This window comes from Streptomyces sp. NPDC093097, assembly GCF_044754325.1.
Classification (GTDB): domain Bacteria; phylum Actinomycetota; class Actinomycetes; order Streptomycetales; family Streptomycetaceae; genus Streptomyces.
The window spans coordinates 272,083-291,910 of sequence record NZ_JBIVOW010000004.1; the positions used below are offsets into that span (position 1 = coordinate 272,083).

18 protein-coding genes and 1 tRNA gene are annotated in these 19,828 nt (G+C 74.2%); 7 read left to right on the plus strand and 12 right to left on the minus strand.

What is annotated here, in order from left to right; genetic code table 11:
• Positions 1-33 precede the first annotated feature (33 nt).
• The 6 genes from ACIQE0_RS08985 to ACIQE0_RS09010 form a co-directional block, all read right to left on the minus strand.
• Positions 34-1,200, minus strand: a complete 1,167-nt coding sequence (locus ACIQE0_RS08985) for a lipid-transfer protein (RefSeq protein ID WP_402330098.1) — start codon at positions 1,198-1,200, stop codon at positions 34-36.
• Positions 1,197-1,631 (minus strand): MaoC family dehydratase, encoded by a 435-nt coding sequence (locus tag ACIQE0_RS08990; protein ID WP_402330099.1) that lies wholly within the window; start codon positions 1,629-1,631, stop codon positions 1,197-1,199. The genes ACIQE0_RS08985 and ACIQE0_RS08990 overlap by 4 nt, the downstream gene beginning before the upstream one ends.
• Entirely contained in the window at positions 1,628-2,743 is a 1,116-nt protein-coding gene (locus ACIQE0_RS08995; protein WP_402330101.1) for an acyl-CoA dehydrogenase family protein, read from the minus strand. Before ACIQE0_RS08995 ends, ACIQE0_RS08990 begins: the two co-directional genes overlap by 4 nt.
• A gap of 1 nt (position 2,744) precedes the next feature.
• The gene (locus tag ACIQE0_RS09000) at positions 2,745-3,872 is read right to left on the minus strand and encodes a bifunctional MaoC family dehydratase N-terminal/OB-fold nucleic acid binding domain-containing protein (RefSeq protein ID WP_402330103.1); all 1,128 of its coding nucleotides are present in this window, start codon (positions 3,870-3,872) and stop codon (positions 2,745-2,747) included.
• Complete coding sequence (locus tag ACIQE0_RS09005) at positions 3,869-5,128, minus strand: acyl-CoA dehydrogenase family protein (RefSeq protein ID WP_402330104.1); 1,260 nt, start codon at positions 5,126-5,128, stop codon at positions 3,869-3,871. Before ACIQE0_RS09005 ends, ACIQE0_RS09000 begins: the two co-directional genes overlap by 4 nt.
• Before the next feature lie 182 nt (positions 5,129-5,310).
• Positions 5,311-5,616: a hypothetical protein gene (locus ACIQE0_RS09010; RefSeq protein WP_366331291.1), complete on the minus strand. Its 306-nt coding sequence runs from the start codon at positions 5,614-5,616 to the stop codon at positions 5,311-5,313.
• A gap of 603 nt (positions 5,617-6,219) precedes the next feature.
• Here ACIQE0_RS09010 and ACIQE0_RS09015 point away from each other — a divergent pair.
• Positions 6,220-7,239, plus strand: a complete 1,020-nt coding sequence (locus tag ACIQE0_RS09015) for a bifunctional DNA primase/polymerase (protein WP_402330106.1) — start codon at positions 6,220-6,222, stop codon at positions 7,237-7,239.
• 38 nt (positions 7,240-7,277) lie between these two features.
• Here ACIQE0_RS09015 and ACIQE0_RS09020 read toward each other — a convergent pair whose 3' ends face one another.
• Positions 7,278-8,057 (minus strand): class I SAM-dependent methyltransferase, encoded by a 780-nt coding sequence (locus ACIQE0_RS09020; RefSeq protein WP_402330108.1) that lies wholly within the window; start codon positions 8,055-8,057, stop codon positions 7,278-7,280.
• Positions 8,058-8,222: 165 nt separating this feature from the next.
• Between ACIQE0_RS09020 and ACIQE0_RS09025 the strand changes: the two genes are divergently transcribed.
• Complete coding sequence (locus ACIQE0_RS09025; protein ID WP_402330109.1) at positions 8,223-8,597, plus strand: hypothetical protein; 375 nt, start codon at positions 8,223-8,225, stop codon at positions 8,595-8,597.
• Positions 8,598-8,675: 78 nt separating this feature from the next.
• Here the strand turns inward: ACIQE0_RS09025 and ACIQE0_RS09030 are convergent.
• Positions 8,676-8,762: transfer RNA gene (locus ACIQE0_RS09030), tRNA-Ser, on the minus strand.
• A 43-nt stretch (positions 8,763-8,805) separates the two neighbouring features.
• Positions 8,806-10,302, minus strand: a complete 1,497-nt coding sequence (locus ACIQE0_RS09035; protein ID WP_402330111.1) for a trypsin-like peptidase domain-containing protein — start codon at positions 10,300-10,302, stop codon at positions 8,806-8,808.
• A 342-nt stretch (positions 10,303-10,644) separates the two neighbouring features.
• Between ACIQE0_RS09035 and ACIQE0_RS09040 the strand changes: the two genes are divergently transcribed.
• A complete protein-coding gene (locus ACIQE0_RS09040) occupies positions 10,645-11,535 on the plus strand; it encodes a glycerophosphodiester phosphodiesterase family protein (RefSeq protein ID WP_366331286.1) in 891 nt (296 codons plus the stop codon).
• 58 nt (positions 11,536-11,593) lie between these two features.
• Here the strand turns inward: ACIQE0_RS09040 and ACIQE0_RS09045 are convergent, their stop codons facing one another.
• Positions 11,594-11,719 carry a hypothetical protein gene (locus tag ACIQE0_RS09045; RefSeq protein ID WP_282503903.1) on the minus strand — a complete coding sequence of 42 codons (126 nt, stop codon included), beginning with the start codon at positions 11,717-11,719 and terminating at the stop codon, positions 11,594-11,596.
• On the opposite strand from ACIQE0_RS09045, the gene ACIQE0_RS09050 reads away from it, so the two are divergent.
• Positions 11,676-12,317 carry an ATP-binding protein gene (locus tag ACIQE0_RS09050; protein ID WP_366331285.1) on the plus strand — a complete coding sequence of 214 codons (642 nt, stop codon included), beginning with the start codon at positions 11,676-11,678 and terminating at the stop codon, positions 12,315-12,317. The genes ACIQE0_RS09045 and ACIQE0_RS09050 overlap by 44 nt on opposite strands.
• 148 nt (positions 12,318-12,465) lie before the next feature.
• Positions 12,466-13,434 carry a DUF5926 family protein gene (locus ACIQE0_RS09055; RefSeq protein WP_366331284.1) on the plus strand — a complete coding sequence of 323 codons (969 nt, stop codon included), beginning with the start codon at positions 12,466-12,468 and terminating at the stop codon, positions 13,432-13,434.
• Between the two features lie 874 nt (positions 13,435-14,308).
• Here the strand turns inward: ACIQE0_RS09055 and ACIQE0_RS09060 are convergent.
• Entirely contained in the window at positions 14,309-15,058 is a 750-nt protein-coding gene (locus ACIQE0_RS09060) for a bifunctional DNA primase/polymerase (protein WP_366331283.1), read from the minus strand.
• Positions 15,059-15,793: 735 nt separating this feature from the next.
• Between ACIQE0_RS09060 and ACIQE0_RS09065 the strand changes: the two genes are divergently transcribed.
• Positions 15,794-17,347, plus strand: coding sequence for a PP2C family protein-serine/threonine phosphatase (locus ACIQE0_RS09065; RefSeq protein WP_402330113.1), 1,554 nt, complete (start codon positions 15,794-15,796; stop codon positions 17,345-17,347).
• A gap of 144 nt (positions 17,348-17,491) precedes the next feature.
• On the plus strand, positions 17,492-18,961 hold the full coding sequence (locus ACIQE0_RS09070; RefSeq protein ID WP_402330324.1) for an aminopeptidase P family protein: 1,470 nt from the start codon (positions 17,492-17,494) through the stop codon (positions 18,959-18,961).
• 81 nt (positions 18,962-19,042) lie between these two features.
• On the opposite strand, the gene ACIQE0_RS09075 is transcribed toward ACIQE0_RS09070, so the two are convergent.
• Positions 19,043-19,711, minus strand: a complete 669-nt coding sequence (locus ACIQE0_RS09075) for a TetR/AcrR family transcriptional regulator (protein WP_402330115.1) — start codon at positions 19,709-19,711, stop codon at positions 19,043-19,045.
• Positions 19,712-19,828 lie beyond the last annotated feature (117 nt).

Sequence of the window (19,828 nt, forward strand, 5' to 3'; positions counted from 1 at the left end):
CCTGGCACGCGCCCTCGGGGCGCGCCGCCCCCGCTACCGCTCCCGCCCCAGCACCAACCCCGACGTCGGCACCCCCGTGCCCGCCGTGACGAGGAGGTGGGCGGGGGCGGCGGCCTGGTTGGGGCTGGTGCCGCGGAGTTGGCGGACGGCCTCGGCGATGCCGTTCATCCCGTGCAGATACGCCTCGCCGAGCTGGCCGCCGTGGGTGTTCAGGGGGAGGGTGTCGGCGGCGACGAACTCCGCGGCCTCGCCGCGGCCGCAGAAGCCGAACTCCTCCAGCTGCATGAGGACGAAGGGGGTGAAGTGGTCATAGAGGATGGCGACATCGATATCGGCCGGGGTCAGGCCGGAGGTGCGCCAGAGCTGGCGGGCGACCACGTCCATCTCGGGCAGGCCGGTCAGGTCGTCGCGGTAGAAGCTGGTCATCTGCTCCTGGGCGCGGCCGGCGCCCTGGGCCGCGGCGGTGATCAGCGCGGGCGGGTGCGGCAGGTCGCGGGCGCGTTCGGCGGAGGTCACCACCAGCGCCTGGGCGCCGTCGGTCTCCTGGCAGCAGTCCAGCAGCCGCAGCGGTTCGACGATCCAGCGGGAGGCGGCGTGGTCGGCGAGGGTGATCGGCTTGCCGTGGAAGTACGCGGCCGGGTTGCGGGCGGCGTGCCGGCGGTCGGTGACCGCGACATGGCCGAAGGCGTCCGGGCTCAGGCCGTAGGTGTGCAGGTAGCGCTGGGCGGCCATGGCGACCCAGGAGGCGGGGGTGAGCAGGCCGAAGGGGAGGTTCCAGCCGAGTGCGGTGCCCTCGGCGGTCGGTTCGCGCCGTTGGACGCCGGCGCCGAAGCGGCGGCCGGAGCGCTCGTTGAAGGCGCGGTAGCAGACCACCACGTCGGCGAGGCCGGCGGCGACCGCGAGGGCCGCCTGCTGGACGGTGGCGCAGGCGGCGCCGCCCCCGTAGTGGACGCGGGAGAAGAAGGTCAGTTCGCCGATGCCGGCCGCCTGGGCGACGGTGATCTCGGGGTTGGTGTCCATGGTGAAGGTGACCAGGCCGTCGACGTCGGCGGGGGTCAGGCCGGCGTCGGCCAGGGCGGCGTGCACGGCCTCGACGGCGAGCCTGAGTTCGCTGCGGCCGGAGTCCTTGGAGAACGCGGTGGCGCCGATGCCGACGACGGCGGCCCGGCCGCCGAGGGTGTCGGGACGGTGGCGGGTCATCGCCCGGCCGCCGGCAGCTCGACGGTGACGGTGCCGGTGACGTGGTTGCCGAGGCGGTTCGTCCCGACGATCCGCACCTGGGCCGTCGCACCGTCCACGGCGGTGACCGTGCCGCGCAACACCATGGTGTCTCCGGGGTGGTTGGGGGCGCCGAGGCGGATGGCGACCTTGCGCAGGACGGACCGGGGGCCGAAGTGGTCGGTGACGTAGCGGCCGACGAGGCCGTTGGTGGTCAGGATGTTCATGAAGATGTCCGGGGAGCCCTTCTCCCTGGCCGCCTCGGCGTCGTGGTGCACGTCCTGGTAGTCGCGTGAGGCGAGGGCCCCGGAGACGATCAGGGTGCGGGTGACGGGGAGGGTGAGGGGCGCAAGCTCCTGGCCCGGGCGGGGCGCGGCGGCCGGGTCCGCGTCCCGGGCGGCGTCGGTGGTCATGGCTGCGGCTCCTTCGTCAGCAACGCGCCCAGTTCTTCGAGGAGTTCGGCGCCCGCGCCCAGATACGCGTCGAGCTGCCGGCCCCAGAGGAAGTGCCGGTGCGCGGGGTGGTCGAGGTCGGCACCGAGGCCGCCGTGCAGGTGCTGGCCGGTGTGCACCACGCGTTTCCCGGCCTCGGACGCCCACCAGGCGGCGGTCAGCGCGTGCGGGACGGCGTCCAGGCCCGCGTCCCGGCGCCAGGCCGCCTCGTAGGCGGTGACCCGGATCGCCTCGGTGTCCATGTACGCGTCGGCGGCCCGCAGTTGGACCCCTTGGTTGGCCGCGAGCGGGCGGCCGAACTGCTCACGGGTGGCGGTGTGCGCCACCGCCCGGGCCAGCGCGCCCGCGCAGACGCCCGCCTGGAGGCCGGCGAAGGCGGTGCGGGCGGTGGCGAGGACGTCCTCGTGGGCGTCGGCACGGGCGCCCTCATACGGGCCCGCACAGGCGCCGGCCGCGTCGTGGCCGTCCCGGGTGCCCGGGGTGGCGCCCAAGGGCTCCGCCGGGGCGTCGTCCAAGGTCAGCCGGCCCGCCGACCAGGGCGCGGTCGTCGCCACCGGCTCGACGCGGACGCCCGGGGCGTCGACGCGAACGAGCCACAGTCGGCGGTGCACGTCCGGGACCAGCAGCAGGGTGGCTCCGCACAGCCAGGGGACGACGGGCACGCATCCGCGCAACCGGCCCGCGGTGGTGGCCGTCACCCGGGGCCCGCCGGCCCGCGCCCCGCCCGCGAAGGCGCCCGTGGCCACCTCCGTCCCGTCCCGCAGCCCCGGGAGCAGCCGCGCCCGCTGCTCCGCGCTGCCGTGCGCGCCGATGGCCAGCAGCCCGTACACGCAGCTGGCCGCGAACGGCACCTGGGCGGTCGTCCGGCCCTGCTCCTCCAGCATGAGCACCAGGCCCAGCAGACCGGTCTCCGCCACCGCCCCCAAAAGCCCGGCCGCGCACAGGGCCTTCCACAGGCCGGCGTCGGCGGACGGGCCCAGGGCGGCCAGCCGCTCCGGTGCGGACAGGTCGCCGAAGACCTCCGCCGCCAGGGCGCTCGCCGCCAGCTGCTCCTCCGTGGGCGTGAAGTCCATCTCAGCCCTCGCCGCCTTCCGGGCCGCGGGCGGTTTCGGGCGCGGGCCCGGCCGCCCCCGCGTCCGGCACCGCCCCGGCGCCGTCCCCGCCCCCGGCCCGGAAGACCGGGAGCACCAACTCCTCGTCCACCCGCAGGAATTCCAGCCGCACCGGCATCCCGATCCGCACCCGGTCGTACGGCACCCCGACCACGTTGCTGACCATCCGCACCCCCTCCGCCAGCTCGATCAGCCCGACCGCGTACGGCCCCGCCGCGCCGCCGCCCTCCCCGGGCGCGGCGAAGGCCGGGAACGGCGGGTGGTGCATCACCACATACGAATAGACCGTCCCCGCGCCGCCGGCCTCGACGGTGTCCCACTGCGCCGCACCGCAGTGGTTGCACCCGGGCAGCCAGGGGAAACGCAGCGTGCCGCAGCCGCCGCAGCGCTGGATGAGCAGCTTGCGGGCGGCCACGCCGTCCCAGAAACCGGCGTTGTCCCGGTTGACGACCGGCCGGGGGCGCTTCCCCGGGGACGGCCCGCCGCCCTCCCGGCCGTTGGGGGCACGCCGAGCCGCCGGCGCGTACTTGAGGACCCGGAAGCGGTGCGTCCCGGCCGGCTCCCCGTTCGCCCGGACGTCCATCCGGGTCGTGACGAAGTGGCCGGTGCCCAGTCTGGTGGTCTTGCGCGGCGACACCGACTCGATCACCGCGTCGAAGGTGATCACGTCCCCGGGGCGCAGCGGCCGCAGGTACTCCTGCTCGCAGTCGGTGGCGACGACGGAGGTGTAACCGGCCTCGTCGAGCAGGGCGGACAGCTCGGCATAGCCGCCGTCGCGGCCCTGATGGCCGGAGAGCCCGCCCATCGTCCACGCCTGGAGCATGGTCGGCGGGGCGACCGCGGCCGGCCCCCGGTAGGCGGGGTGGGCATCCCCCATCGCCTCGCACCAGTGCCGGATCATCGCCTCGTTGACCGGGTCCTTCCCCACACCCCCGGTCGACGCGGGACGCCCCTCGAACGCCTTCAGCGCCCGCTCGTACGCGGCGGCGTCCCCGCGCGGACGGCCGCCCCCGCGCACCCCGTCCCGCCCCGCAACCCTCTCCGCGCCCCCCTCCACGGCCGCCCCCGCGGCCCCCTCCTCCCCGCTCATCGCCGCCGTCCCTTCCGCATCCCCAGCCGCATCGTGGCCACGATCTCCCTCTGCACCTCGCTGACCCCGCCCCCGAAGGTGTTGATCTGCGCGGCCCGGTTCATCCGCTCCAACTCGCCGCCCCCGTGGGCGCCCGGCGATCCGGCCCGGACCAGCGCCGCGTCCCCGACCACCTCCTGGCATATCCGGTAGACCTCGACCGCGCTCTCCGTCCCGGCGAACTTGACCCCGCTGGCGTCCCCGGGGCTCAGCGTCCCGTTGCCCACGTCGCCGACCAGCCGCCAGTTGAGCAGCCGGGTGGCGGCCAGCCGGGCGTGCGCCTCGGCGAGCCGGGAACGCACCCAGGACCGGTCGGCGGGCCGCTCCCCGGTGTCCGGGTCCGGCGTACGGGCATAGGTCAGCGCGGCCTCGTAGGCGTCCTCGGCCTGCATGCCGATGGCGGCCAACGCGACACGTTCATGGTTGAGTTGGTGGGTGATCAGCCCCCAGCCGCCGTTCTCCTCCCCCACGAGGTTCCCGTACGGGACGCGCACCCCGTCGTAGTACGTCGCGGTGGTCATCAGCCCGCCGACCGTCTCGATGGGCGTCCAGGAGAAGCCGGGGGCGTCGGTCGGCACCAGGAGGATCGAGATGCCCCGGTGCTTGGGCGCGTCCGGGTCGGTACGGCAGGCGAGCCAGATCCAGTCGGCCTGGTGGGCGTTGCTGGTGAAGCTCTTGCCGCCGTGGATCAACCAGTCGGGGCCGTCGGAACCGTCGGAGCTACTGGGGGTGTTGACGGTGTTGAGGCTGCTGGGGCTGTCGCGGCCATCAGGTCCGTCGGGGCTGTCGGTGCTGCTGGGGCCCGCCTTCACCGCCCGTGTCCGGAGCGACGCCAGGTCGGTGCCCGCCTCCGGTTCCGTGTAGCCGATCGCGAAGACCAACTCGCCCGTGAGGATGCGGGGCAGGAAGAAGTCCTTCTGGCGCTGCGTCCCGTAGGCCATCAGCGTCGGTCCGACGGTGTTCAGGGTGACCATCGAGACCGGGGCGCCCGCGCGGTACGCCTCGTCGAAGAAGACGAACTGCTCGTCCGGCCCGCGCCCCTGGCCGCCGTACGCGGTCGGCCAACCCAGCCCCAGCAGCCCGTCGGCGCCGATCCGGCGGAGCACCGCGCGCTGCGCCGCCGGATCGTCGACCGGTCCGTCGGACAGCAGGTCGCGGAAATAGGCGCGGAGTTCGGCGCGCAGCCGCTGCTGGCGCGCGGTGGGGGCGAGGTGCACGTCGGCGGGCCTTCCTTCTGGTGACGGCCGTACGAACGAGCGAGCGGGTTTCTGACTGTCCGTCAGAAACCCGCTCGCTGTCAAGGTCCGCGCGGTGAACCCCAGAGCGATCCACATGTCCGCCGCGCGCCACCTCGTATCACCCGCCGGTCAGCCGCCGCGCGTGCGCGCGGCCGGCCGGCTCACCAGATCTGGTGGAAGTCGACGTTGGCGTTGTCCTGGTCGATCACCGTGAAGCCGGAACCGTTGACGCTGGCGGTGTTGTTCTGGTTCGACGCGCCGGGGCCGTTGGCCACCTGCTGGCCCGTGGTGGAGTTGCCGTGGTTGCCGCCGCCGACACCGGTGCCCCGCTGGCTGGTGGCGGCGGAACTCGACCCGTTGCTCGCAAAGCCGCCGTTGTCGGCCTGCGCCACGCCGGTGCAGAGCGCCGCCGCGAAGGGCAACGCCAGCGCGCCGGCGACGAGGCGGGCGGTACGGGTGCTTGCCATGTTCTCTTCCTCCTACGGAACGCGACTTCCGACTTCTGACTTCTGACTTATGGCTTACGACTCATGGCTTCTGCTCGGACGGGATGCGGCGCGCGGATCCGGAATCCGGGTCCGCTACAGGGGTGGTCCGGGATCCGGGTCCACCACAGGGATCCGAAGCCCGGGTCCGACATATCGATCCGGTATGCGGATCCAGCCGCCCGAACCCGCCCCCCTGGGCCGAGCCCCCTCCCCCGGACCCACTCCGGACGACCGCCCCCACCGGCCCGCACAGCCCCAACACCCCCTGCTCACCGCGTAGTTGGCCGACCATCGCGGCACCTGCACCGACGTCGCGACCTCAGGATTGCCCACCCGGACCCCGCCGAATCCGCAGGCAAAGAACGATTCCCCCGCAAGCATGAGAGGCCCCGGGTAAACCCCGATGCCCCCGTTCGCGCCCCCGGGTCGCCCCCGCACTCCACGGTGATCCACCACGACCGGCTCGCCCCAAGGGGCGGGGAGACCGCCCGGCGCTCCGACCGCCCCGGCGCGCGCGTGATCTTCACCGCACACCACCCCGACCCCCTTCCCTTCGTCGAACATTCGTACGAAAATGAAGCCATGGCCACGCCCCACCGCCATACCGTTCCGCCCACCGCACACCCGGCCCCGCCCGAGGTCCCCGCCGACCTCCGCCCCGCCCTGCGCCCGACGCCCCCCGCACCCGAGGCACCCCCGGCCGCCCTCTCCGCAGCCGACCCGGCCCCCTCACCGCTCCCCGCCGACGCCCACCACGCCGCCCTCGCGCACGCCCTCCTCGCCGCCGAACGCGGCTACCCCGTCATCCCCCTGACCCGCACCAAACTCCCCGCCCTGCGCTCCCCGCACCACGATCACGAGACGCCCGCCGCCCCCGCCGCCCGGCCCTGCCGCGGCGCCTGCGGCCGGCTCGGGCACGGCGTCCACGACGCCGCCACCGACCCGTTCGCGGTCCGCCGGATGTTCGCCGCCGCCCCCTGGGCCACCGGCTACGGCATCGCCTGCGGCCGGGCCCCGCACCACCTCATCGGCCTCGACCTCGACACCAGGCACGGCGCCGACGGCCCCACCGCCCTCCGCCTGATCGCCGAGGCCCACGGCATCCCGCTCCCGCCGACGGCCACCGTCCTGACCCCCTCGGGCGGCCGCCACCTCTGGTTCACCGGCCCGCCCGCGCCTTCGGTCCCCAACTCCGCCGGCCGGCTCGCCCCGGGCATCGACGTCCGCGGCGCCGGCGGCTATCTGGTCGGCCCCGGCTCGCTCACCACCCACGGCCGGTACGTCCTCGCCCCGGACACCCCGCGCCGCCCCGCCCCGGCCCCGCCCGCCCTCCTGGCGCTGCTGCTCCCCCCGCTCGGCGCCCCGCCGCACCCGGCCGCGGCCCCGTCCGCCCGCCGTCAGCCGTCCGCCGCCGCCCTCCTCGGCTTCGTCCGCGCGTCGCCCCGGGGGCAGCGCAACACCCGCCTCTTCTGGGCCGCTTGCCGCGCCCACGAGGCCGGTCTGGGGCCCGAACTCGCCGAACGCCTGGTGGCCGCGGCCCGCCACACCGGCCTGCCGGAGGCCGAGGCCCGCGCCACCCTCGCCTCGGCGACCCGACGCTGACCGCCCCGGGGCGCGGGAGCACCGGCCCCGCCCCTCCCCTATGCGGCCGGCTCCCGCTCCTCCGGCTTCCGCGCCTCGATCAGAAACCGCGTCGTATGCGCCACGAAAGCGCCCTCGCGCCGGATCAGCAGGTCCAACTCCCGCAGCCGCTCCCGGTATTGCTCCACGGTGAACCCCGGCACCATCCACACCACCTTGCGCAGGAAGTAGATGACGGCCCCGATGTCGAAGAACTCCGTCCGCAACGACTCACAGCGCAGATCGACGACCTCCAGCCCCGCCGCCTCCGCCCTCCGCCGCGCGTCCTCGGGGCGCCGGGCCCTGCGCACCTCCTCCGGCTGCGGCCCGAGGAAGTACTCCACCAGCTCGAACACGCTGGCCGGGCCGACCTGTTGGGAGAGATAGACACCCCCCGGCCGCAGCACCCGGGCGACCTCCTCCCACCACACCGTCACCGGATGCCGGCTGGTCACCAGGTCGAACGCCGCGTCCCCGAACGGCAGCGGCGGCTCGTCCCCGTCCGCCACCACCACCGCGCCCAGCGGATGCAGCAGCGCGGTCGCCTTGGCGACGTTCGGCGGCCAGGACTCCGTGGCCGCCATGACCGGCGGAAACGCCCCCGCACCGGCCAGCACCTCACCACCGCCGGTCTGGATGTCCAACGCCGCCGACGCCCGCGCCAGCCGCTCCCCCATCAGCCGCTGATACCCCCACGAGGGCCGCTGCTCGGTGGCCCGCCCGTCCAGCCAGGAGAAGTCCCAGCCCGCCACCGACACCGCCTCGGCCTCTGCCACCCATTCCTCAAATGAACGCTCCATGCCCCCACCCTCGACGTCCTCACCGCCGCCCGCCACCGATTTCTCCCCCTGCCGGTGCCCCGCCCCCACACCCCCACCCCCACCCCCCATGCCAACCGGGCGAAAACCCACCAACCCACCCCACCACTCCGCCAGAATCGAACGAGTGAGCGGTATCCTTGTGCCGTGGCCGACAAGCAGAAGACCTATGACTTCCCCCAGGACCTGCGGGAAGCGCAGCTGGAGCTGCACCAGGTCCAGTCCGCCCTCGCGGACCTCTACAAGCGCCTCCCGTGGTCGATCGAACCGCTCTCCGGCTGGAAGCACACCAAGGAGAACGGCCACTTCCACGAGGCCGAGCGCGCCGACTCCCCCGGCTGGTCCGACGAACAGCAGGCCCAGGTCACCGAGTTGCGAGACCGCATCCTCGACCTCGCCGCCCGCGTCGTCACCCACGACTTCTGGTCCACCTGCGACGACGCCCCCGCCGCCCGCTCGGCCCTGAAGCACCTCCACGAACAGGAAGAACAGACCGAGGAGCAACAGGCCCTCGGCGAATAACGGCCCCGGCCCCGGCGCACAAAAGCGGTCCCTGACCAGTAACTCCCTGGTCAGGGACCGCTTTTATCGCTTCACCTGCGGAGGCTGTGGGATTTGAACCCACGGTGGCGTTGCCGCCACGACAGTTTTCAAGACTGTTCCCTTAGGCCGCTCGGGCAAGCCTCCCCGCGGCGCCGGAGTGCGGTGCCGCGGGGATCAGACTAGCGCGTCACTTGTCGCCCGTGCGCTGTCCCAGGGTGACCTGGGTGGTGTGCTCCTTGCCGCCGCGCTTGAAGGTGAGGGTGACGCGGTCGCCGGGCTTGTGCTGCCAGATCTCGCTGATGAGGGTCGGGCCGCTGTCGACGATGGTGCTGTCGAGCTTGGTGATGGTGTCGCCGGGCTTCAGGCCCGCCTTGTCGGCCGGGCCGCCCGGGGTGACCGGGTCGCTGCCGTTGTTGCCGGTCTGGGCGATGGTCGCGCCGTCGCCGGACTCCCGCATGCCGACCTGGACCCCTATCTGCGGATAGACCGGCTGGCCCGTCTTGATCAGGTCCTCCGCCACCCGCTTCGCCTGGTCGATGGGGATCGCGAAGCCCAGGCCGATGCTGCCGGACTGGCCGGACTCGCCGCCGAACCCGCCGCCGTTGCCGGCCGACTGGATCGCGGAGTTGATGCCGATGACGTTGCCGCCGGCGTCCAGCAGCGGGCCGCCGGAGTTGCCGGGGTTTATCGACGCGTCGGTCTGGAGGGCGCTCATGTACGAGGCGCTGCTGCCGCCGCCGTCGCTGGAGGCCACCGGGCGGTCCTTGGCGCTGATGATGCCGGTGGTGACCGTGCCGGACAGGCCGAAGGGCGCGCCGATGGCGATCGTGGCGTCGCCGACCTGGACGTTGGCGGACTTGCCGAGCGGGAGCGGGTTGAGCGTGGCGCCCGCGGCGTTCTTGAGCTTGATCACGGCGACGTCGTAGCCCTGGGCGTGGCCGATGACCTCGGCGTCGTACTTCTTGCCGTTGGAGAACGTCGCGGTGAGCCGGCCGCCGTCGGCCGCGCTGGCGACGACGTGGTTGTTGGTGAGGATGTGGCCCTGCTTGTCGTAGACGAAGCCGGTACCGGTGCCGCCTTCGCCGCCGGCGCCCTGCGCCTCGATCGTGACGACGCTGGGCAGCGCGCGCTGCGCTATCCCCGCGACGGAGGTGGGCTTGCGGTTCAGCGCCTCGGGGTCGCCGGAGGCGGAGACCGTGGTGGAGGCGGTGTCGGTGCGGCCCGCGGCCCAGTAGCCGATGCCGCCGCCGACGCCGCCGGCGACCAGCGCGGCGGCGAGCACCGCGGCGATCAGGCCGCCGTTGCGCCGCCGGGGGGCCGGGTGGTGGCCGGGCGCGGCCCAGGGGTTGCCGCCGGGCGGGGGTGCGCCCCAGCCGCCGGCGGGGCCGTGGCCGGCCGCGGCGTACGGGGTCGAGGGGGCCGTGCCCGGGGCGGGCGGCTGTTCCTGGTGGGCGGACGCGGTGGGCGTCGGGGGGAGCGGCTGTGTGTGGTCCCCGTCGGCCGGGCCGGCGTCGCCGGATCCGGCGGGCCGCGGGGCGTAGTCCGGCGGCGGGGGCGTGGCCGGGGCGGGCGGGGCGTCGTGAGTCCGGTCGCCGGAGGCGGGCGCGGGGGCGCTGTCCGACTGCGGCCCGGTCGGCGGCTTGGCCTCCGGCGGGACGCCTGCTCCCTCGTTCTCGGTGCTCACAGCTCTCTCCTCAGTCAGCGTGCGTCACAGCGGTGCCGCCCCAGGGGACCGCTTTGGTATTCCAGCATCCGCGATCTCGCCGCTCCGGGCGAGTCCCGGCCGTCCCGGCGGCGGGCCAGGGTCCGCCGGGGACCGCCGGATCCCACCGTCCCGGCCGCCGTCGCCCAGCCTTCCTCAGCTTTCCCCATGGCTCGTCAGAGCACCGTAAGCCGAACCTGTGACTTATTCGCCGCGTTCCGGGGCAGAGGGCGACAGATCAGCCGCATGCGAGGGCGGGCAGAGCCGGCGGCCGGTGAACTCCCGCGGGCGCGGGGCGGGGACGGCGGATGGCACGATAACGCGGTGACCTACCCCCGCCCCGCCGAGGACGCCCGTCCGGGGCGTCCCGCCATCGCCGTCGTGGCCCACCGCGGCGCGTCCGAGGACGCTCCCGAGCACACCCTGGCCGCCTACCGCAAGGCGATCGAGGACGGTGCGGACGCGCTGGAGTGCGATGTCCGGCTGACCGCGGACGGCCAGTTGGTCTGCGTCCACGACCGCCGGGTGAACCGCACCTCCAACGGGCGCGGGGCGGTCTCGGCGCTGGAACTGGCCGATCTCGCCGCACTGGACTTCGGCTCCTGGAAGGAGATGGAGCGCAAGGGCCTCCTGGAGCGCCTGGGCCGCGCCTCCGGGCGGCCGGTGGACGCGGGCGAGGAGCCGGACTGGCAGCAGGAGGACGCCGACCGGACCTCCGTGCTGACCCTGGAGCGGCTGCTGGAGCTGGTCGCGGACGCGGACCGGCGGGTCGAGCTGGCCATCGAGACGAAGCATCCGACCCGCTGGGCCGGACAGGTGGAAGAGCGGCTGGTCGAGCTGCTGGCCCGCTTCGGCCATACGAAACCGGCCACCCGCGGCGGGACGCCGCCGGTCCGCGTCATGAGCTTCTCGGCGCGCTCCCTGCACCGCGTGCGGGCGGCCGCGCCGGACATCCCCGGCGTCTATCTGATGCAGTTCCTCACCCCCCGCCACCGTGACGGCCGGCTGCCCCCCGGCGTCCGCATCGCCGGCCCCGGCGTACGGATCCTCCGCGCACACCCGGAGTACGTCGCCAAGGCGCACCAGGCGGGCCACCAGGTCCATGTCTGGACGGTCAACGACGCGGCGGACGTGGATCTGTGCCGCGAGTTGGCGGTGGACGCGATCATTACGAACCGCCCCAAACAGGTTCGTATGCAACTCGGCCTCGGGTAAGGCTCCTCACAGGGTGTGCCCCGGCGCACTCGTCCCGTATTCGACGGTGTCGAGTGCGTCACTGCGTGCCGATTGGCCGGTTTCCGGTCCAGTCCATTGGGGCATCCATCCCGTGGCGTGGGGCAAAGGAGGTCTCGGGGGTGGCGTTGGTGGTGGCACAAGAGGTGCCGACGTCGTCGATCATGGCCGTACCCCATGGTGCAGCGGGTGTCGGCATGGCCAGGCGGCGCATGCGAAAAGAGCTGTTGGCAAGTGGAGTTCAGGACACAGTCGTCGATGACGCGGTCCTGGTGCTTTCGGAACTGTTGAGCAATGCCTGTCGCCATGCGCGTCCGGTGGGCGGCGACCGCGCGGCGGACTCCGGCTCCGACGCCGCGTCAGGTCCGCCGTCCGGTCCCGTCGCGTCGGTCCGCGCCGCCTGGCGCATCGACGGGCAGGGGCGGTTGATCGTCGCGGTCACCGACGGCGGCGGTCCGACCCGTCCGGTTCCGGCCACACCGTCGGTCACCGCCCGCGGCGGCCGGGGGCTGGCGATCATCCGCTCGCTCGCCAAGGACTGGGGCGTCCGCGACACCGTCCCCGGCGAGGTGACGGTCTGGGCCGCCCTCTCCCTCCAGGGCGCGTTCGCCACCCGCGTGGATCTGGCCGCCGACCTGACCGCCGGGCTGCCGCTCTCGCTGCGGAAGGGCTCGCGCGAGGGGAAGGTCCGCACGGCCCGCGGCGTCCGCGGCCCCGGCCGGAGCGCGAGCCTGGCCTTCGCGGAGTTCGACGAGTTCCCGTAGCGGGGCGCCGAAGGGCCGCCCCGGCAGCGGCCGCCCGCCCTCGCGCCGACGCGGCCTCGGCGTCCTCGGCGATGTTGCCGGCACCGCGGCACTAGGCTCGCGCCGGAACGCGTCCGTACGACCAAAAATCACCAGGAGCACCGTCGCCATGGCCAAGAAGCGCCGTCCCCAGCCCCGGGCCGCAGCAGCACAGATCAAGGACGGCGAGGTGCCGGTGGTCGGCGCCCGCGAGCCCTGTCCGTGCGGTTCCGGCCGCCGTTACAAGGCCTGCCACGGCCGGCAGGCCGCGCACGCCGCCACCGAGCTGGTGCGGCGCCCGTTCGAGGGGCTGCCCGGCGAGTGCGACTGGGTGGCGCTGCGCGAGCTGGTGCCCGCCGCCACCGCCCCGTTGACGCTCAAGGGCGGGCTGCCCGAGGGCGTGCCCTCGGTGACGCTGGCCACCGTGCTGCCGATGGCCTGGCCGGCGCTGCGCCGGGACGACGGCGCGGTGCTGCTCGGCCTCCAGAACGACACCGCGTCCGGCGACATCAGCCGGGACCTCGCCGACACCCTGAAGCGGGCGCTGACCACCGAGCCCGGCCACCCGGTCGCCGCCGGGCGGGCCCCCGCCGACGGGCCGCGGCTTCAGGACCTGCTGGACCCGGACGCTCCTTTTGAGCCGACCGTCCACACCGGCTTCGAGTTCTGGGTGGAGGACGCCGAGAACGCCGGCGCCGAGGTCGCCGCCTCCCTGGAGCGGGCCAACGCCGCGGCCATCCCGACCGCCCGGATCCCGGGCCTGGAGGGGGCGTACTGGTGCCAGGCCCCGGAGAAGAACCACCTGCGCTGGGTCACCCGGCACCCCGAGGAGCAGCTGCTCGACGCGCTCGCCCGGCTGCACGCCGCCGGCACCTCCGCGCTGGGCGAGGGCACCCGGCTGGTCGGCTCGTTCCGGGCGCACGGCCTGGTCGTCCCGGTGTGGGACCTGCCGTCCTCGATGGGCGCCGAGGAGGTCGCCGGCCCGGCCGCCGCCTTCCAGGAGCGGCTGGCCAAGGCGCTCGCCACGGACACCCCGCTGACCGCCGAGGAGCGCCGGGCCCGCGGTGGGCTCACCAACCGCCAGGTGACCCTGAGCTGACCGCCCGGGCGGCGGACATCGTGGGCGTGACGCCCGTCACAGCGGACCGCTGACTCCCCGGCCCCACCGGTAAATCCGCGTCCGGAATTCCACGATCGAATTTGCGAACCGCCGATCTCTTGTTACGGTTCTAAAAGCCCGGTCGCTGGTGCATCCCCCGTCGCCAGCGACCGGGCGCTTCCATGTCCGGCCGCGCTTCGCCCGGCCCCGGACCGCCGCCCTTTCGCAGGCGGCCCGCAGCACCCTCCGAACTCCCGCCGCACGGCGCCCAGTTGGCCCCTGTGCGGGCGCAGGGCCACCCCCTCCCCGTGCCGGAGAACTCCCCTTGCCCCTGTGGCGGCCGCGTCCCGCGCACTGCCCGACGTCCGGCCGTCGGGCGTCAGCCGTCGGGCCATAGGGCCATCGGGGTCCCCTGCGCGCCCGGCGCCCGTCCGCCGGGGCCGTGCGGTCCGCCCCGGACACGCCGGCCGTCCACTCGCGGCGGCGTCAATACCGCCCGCAGCGGCTCACCTGTGGAATTCCGGAACGGGGCGGGCGCCGAGACGCGGCCGTCCGCGGTGCGGGCGGGGGGTGGGGGGTGGGGTGGTGATTCCTCGTCGGGCCGCGCGTTCGGAGCCGCAGGGGGAAGGGCGGCACCAGGCCGGTGCGCGGGCCGCGGGTGCGCCCGGGGGCTCCGCGGCGTCCCGCAAGAGGGGGAGGGGCCGAACCTGCCTGAGGGCCCGTCGACCGTCGGCCCGTCGACCGTCGCCCCATCGGGGTGGCACGGAGTGCCGGTGCCCGCCATCGCGTGGTCATCGGGACCGCTCGCGCCCTCGCGGGGGAACCGGAGAGGCGCGTTTTCCGGCCACCCGTGGTCGTACTCGGGGCGGCGGGCTCAGTACGCGAGCCGGCTGCCGCCGTCGGGGGTGCTGGTGCTCGCCGTGACCAGCGCGTCGACGATCGTCGCGACATCCGGCAGCCAGGGCACGGCCCGGGACGGGGGTCCCCCCTGCTTGAACGAAGTTGAGAGCTTGGGGGAGGCCGGCGGGCGCTCCCAGCGGACCTTGCCGGCGCCGGTCGGGGACGGCGGCAGCACGACATAGCCGCCGTCGCCGTGGAACCGCAGCGAGCTGGGCACCCAGTCCCGGGAGTTCAGCAGCTCGCCCAACTCCGGTAGCCCGTACGGCGATACGAGCAGCGACCAGCGGGTGGGGGTGGCCAGCACGGGGCCGGTGCGGACGCCGAAGTGGTCCAGCGCGGCCAGCGCGCGGGCCCCGGCGACCGCCGGCAGGCTCACCGCGCACGGGGCCCGCCCGCCGGTCGCCAGGACGATCGGCGCGTCCGGGCGGTTGGTCCACCACCAGCGCACCATCCTCGCGTCGGTGGTGGCCGCCAGCAGCCCGGGATCGAAGGGATGCGCGCCCGGCACCACGCAGTCGGGGTCGGGGCAATTGCAGCGGCGGGGGGCCCGCTCGCCGAGACCGAGCCGACCGCCGGCCGGCTGCCGGCCGGCGGGCCGCAGTCCCACGCCCGGGAGGACGGGCCACTGCCACTCGGTGGCGCAGTGGAGCGCCGCACCGAGCAGCGCCGACCTCCCGCCGCGCCGGAACAGGGGCTTGCGTCGCCTTCCGAGGATCTCGCGCATGAGCGCTCGTTCCTTTCCGTTACGCCGAGGGTTGGTCCTTCGCACGGCATGCCGGTGAGCTGAACACCGTTGGTGCATGCCGTATCGCAACTGCCGTTGTGCTGGTCCGGGTCGGTACAACGCGGTGCTTCGGCCCGGTCATGCGGTTCGGCCGTCCGGCCTGATTGTGCGGCCCGAAGGCCGTTCGCGCTCGATCACCACACATGGCGCTCTGGTCACCGCGTGTACGAGGCAGCGCATCACGCCGTACACCGGGCGTGGAACGTGGCGGAGGGTGGCGCGCGAAGGGCGCTTGCGCTTCCGGTGTGCCGTCCCGCCACTGGGGAGTGCGTCGCGGTGGTCGCCGTATAGGACGCCGGTGCCCGCCGGAGAGTTCCGGTGCGGCCCCAACTCCCCCCGCACCTATCCGAGTACGTACCCGCCACGGTGGAGATGACGCGCTGCTGATCGCCGCCAGCAGACCGCAAATTGACGCTCGGGGGGCTGTTTTCTGGCCAATCTACAGACCTCGTTGACACCACAAACCCCAAAGGGACAGTGCTGGACATCACATTGCCGGTGCGTGTACATGTGGAGGCATTGATAGCGGAGCAGCATGACATGGGGGTTTGCGATGCTATTGAGGAAATTGAGCGGACAGCAGATCCGCACAACACCACTCAACAAAACGCCGCACTCCCTGCCACATCGCGGCCTGACCTGGGGATTTTCCGGGCGCGACGTGGGTCGCCGGCCATGAGCGCCCCGCACGTCCCAAAAGTGGCTGGAATCGAACCAGCTCTCCCCGCTCCCGCGCACACTGCCGATCCTTGTGTGCCGCCCGCCTCTGCCGGCCCTTCCTCCGGCACCTCCGCTGACGGCCCGTCCGGCGCCGACGCTCCTCAGGACGACTGCCACCCCGCCGCACCGGACGCCTGCGCCGCCCCCTCCTCCGCGGACCGGATCGCCGCCGTCCAGGACCGGTTGGCCGGTTGGATCTCGGACCTCAGCACCCTCCACGACCTCACCGAACGGCTCGCCCGCACCCGCACGTTGGAGGACGCGCTGCGCGAACTCCTGCGGGCCGGCGCCTTCCTCGTCGGCGCCCGCCGCGGACTGGCCGTCCTGACGCCGCAGGACGGGCTCGGCCCGCAGACCACCGTCGGTCTGGGCCTGGACCACGCCGAGATCGGCCACCTCGAGACCGTGCCGCGCCGCGCCCTGTCGTTCGCGCGGATGCTGGACGGGCTCCCCGAGCCCGGCGCGGGCGACGACGCCGGGACCGCGGCCCGGACCGAGATCGCCGAACCGGACATCCCCGGGGAGAAGGACCTCGATCCCCGGCTGCGCGAGGTCGCCGCCCGCCTCGGCTACGCCGCCAGCTACGCCGTACCGCTCACCGCCGACCCCGTCGGCCGGCTCGGCGCCGCGGTCTGGCTCTACGACGAACCCGCCGAGCCCGGCGACCGCCGGCGCCATCTCGTCGGCCTCTACCGCGCGCACGCCGCCGAGCACCTCGCCCGGCTCCTGGAACTCCACCGCAGCCGGCAGGCCGCCCGGACGCTGCGCGCGGAGCTGCTGCCCAGCCGGCTGCCGCGGATCCCCGGCGTCCGGCTCGCGGTGCGGCACGCCACCGGGCCGCGCGGCGGCGGCGACTGGTACGACGCGCTGCCGCTGCCGGACGGCGCGCTGGGTCTGGCCGTGGGCTCGGTCACCGGGTCCGGGCCGAGCGCGGTGGCCGCCATGGGACGGCTGCGGGCCTCGCTGCGGGCCTATGCGGTGATGGAGGGCGAGGATCCGGTCGCGGTCCTCTCCGACCTCGAACTGCTGATGCGGCTGACCGAGCCGGCGCGCAGCGCCACCGCGCTGTTCGCCTTCACCGAGCCGCCCCCCGGAGCGGCCGCGCTGCCGGCGGGGATCGACGGCCCGGCGCCGCGCAAGATGCTGCTGGCCGGGGCCGGTCACTGCCCGCCGCTGGTCCTCGGTGATCACCGGGCGGAGTTCGTGGAGACCTCGCTCTCCGCGCCGCTGGGCATGCTGGCCTGCTGGGAGGCGCCCAGCGTGGAGATCGAACCGGCCCGCGGCGAGACCGTGCTGCTCTACAGCGACGGGCTGCTGCACCGCACCGGGGAGCCGATGGACCGGGCCTTCGCCCACCTGCACTCCGCGGCCGCCGGCGTCCCCCGGGCGAGCCGGCACGACCCGGAGGCCGTGGTCGACCACATCGTCGAGGCCCTGCTGCCGCAGGGCCTCGACGACCCCTCCTCGCGGGAGGACGTGGTTCTGCTTGCGGCGTACTTCGCGGAGTGAGCGCAGGCGCCGCAGGTCACAGCGGTGCCCGGCCCTCCGGGACCGCGGTGCCGCACAGGTCACAGCTTCCGGCCTCTGGACCGATTTCCCCTCACACATACGATGGAATCCGGTTCAGTCTTAAACGCCTTAAAAGGAGGCATGGTGACCGACGAGCTCACTCCGGAGACCCCGGACGAGGAAGAGCAGCCGATCAAGCAGCGCAAGAACGGCCTGTACCCGAGCGTTTCGGACGAGCTCGCCGAGAACATGAAGAGCGGCTGGGCCGACACCGAGCTGCGCGATCTGGAGCCGATCGCGCAGGCGTCGTACGCCGCCCGCCGCCGCGCCGCGCTCTCCGCGCGCTTCCCCGGTGAGCGTCTGGTGATCCCCGCGGGCCTGCTGAAGACCCGCTCCAACGACACCGAGTACGCCTTCCGGGCCGCGACCGAGTACGTCCACCTCACCGGTGACCAGACCGACGGCAGCGTGCTCGTCCTGGAGCCGCGCACGGGCGGCGCCGAGGGCCATGTGGAGACGCTCTACCGCCTGCCGCGTTCCAACCGCGAGAACGGCGAGTTCTGGCTGGACGGGATGGGCGAGCTGTGGGTCGGCCGCCGCAACAGCCTCGACGAGTCCGCCGCGCTGCTCGGCATCGCCTGCAAGGACGTCCGCGAGCTGCCCGAGCTGCTCAAGGAGGCCACCGGCCCGGTCCGGGTCGTCCGCGGCCACGACGCCCCGATCGAGCAGGCGCTGCACGACAAGGTCACCGCGGAGCGGGACGAAGAGCTGCGGGTGTACCTCTCCGAGGCCCGGCTGGTGAAGGACGCGTTCGAGATCGGCGAGCTCCAGAAGGCCGTCGACTCCACCGCGCGCGGCTTCGCCGACGTGGTCAAGGTCCTGGACAAGGCCGAGGCGACCAGCGAGCGCTACATCGAGGGCACGTTCTTCCTGCGCGCCCGGGTCGAGGGCAACGACGTCGGCTACGGCTCCATCTGCGCCGCCGGGCCGCACGCCACCACCCTGCACTGGGTCCGCAACGACGGCGCGGTCCGCTCCGGCGACCTGCTGCTGCTGGACGCGGGCGTGGAGACCACCTCCCTCTACACCGCGGACATCACCCGCACCCTGCCGATCAACGGCCGCTACACCGACCTCCAGCGCAAGATCTACGACGCGGTCTACGAGGCCCAGGAGGCCGGTATCGCGGCGGTGAAGCCGGGTGCCTCCTTCCGCGACTTCCACGACGCGTCCCAGCAGGTGCTCGCCGAGAAGCTGGTGGAGTGGGGCCTGGTGGAGGGCCCGGCGGAGCGGGTCCTGGAGCTGGGCCTGCAGCGCCGCTGGACCCTGCACGGCACCGGCCACATGCTCGGCCTGGACGTCCACGACTGCGCCGCGGCCCGCACCGAGTCCTACGTCGACGGCACGCTGGAGCCCGGCATGGTGCTGACCGTCGAGCCCGGCCTGTACTTCCAGGCGGACGACGTGACGGTGCCCGAGGAGTACCGCGGCATCGGCGTCCGGATCGAGGACGACATCCTGGTGACGGAGGACGGCAACCGCAACCTGTCGGTGGCGCTGCCGCGCCGATCCGACGAGGTCGAGGCGTGGATGGCGGACCTGCTCGGCAAGTAGGCCCCCCGCGCGCGCACGGCGCGCCCGGGCGGGCGGCTCGGTCCGCCCGCCCCGGCGCGCCGTCGTCTTTCCCGCCGGCGTTCAGGTCGCCGGCGCTGCCCCGTCCGATGGCGCTTCGCCGGCGCCGCCCGCGCCGCCGTCCCCGGTGGCGTACGCGCCCGCGCGGGCCGCGGCCCAGACGGCGGTGGCGGTGGACTCGGCGAGGGCGGGGTCCACCGGGCCGCGGACGATCAGGATCCGGTAGGCGAAGGGCGCGCCGAGTGCCGCCACCACCGCCTTGGGGTCGGTGTCCGCGGGCAGTTCGCCGCGCTCGACGGCGCGCCGCACCATCGCTCCGGCCAGCGTCAGCCGCTCGTCGAAGAAGTCCCGCAGCGCGGTGGCCACGTGGGGGTCGCGGGCCGCGGCGGCGAGCACCGCCTCGACCAGGCCGCGGTTGCGGGCCTCCATGTAGAACCGCCCGATCGCACCGGCGTGCGCCCGCAGATCGCCCGCCAGGCTGCCGGTGTCCGGCAGCGGCACCTCGTGGCTCAGCTCGCTCAGCAGCTCGCAGACCAGCTTCTCCACGCTGCGCCAGCGGCGGTAGAGCGTCGCGAGGTGGACGCCGGAGCGCTGGGCCACCCGTTCCATGGTGAGGCGGGCGAGGCCGCCCTCCGCCAACTCCTCGGAGACGGCGGCCAGTACGGCCTGGCGGGTGCGGGCCGTACGCCCTCCGGGGCGGGTGCTGCCCGGGGGCTGATGCGCGGTCGTCACGGCGGCTCCGTTGCGGGGGTCGTGGTCCGGATTGCGGTGCACGTTCCGGCCACGTAATGTCCGGGACAGGCTAACGCGAGCAATCTCGCGTTAGCCTGTGTGTCGCGCCGGTCTCGC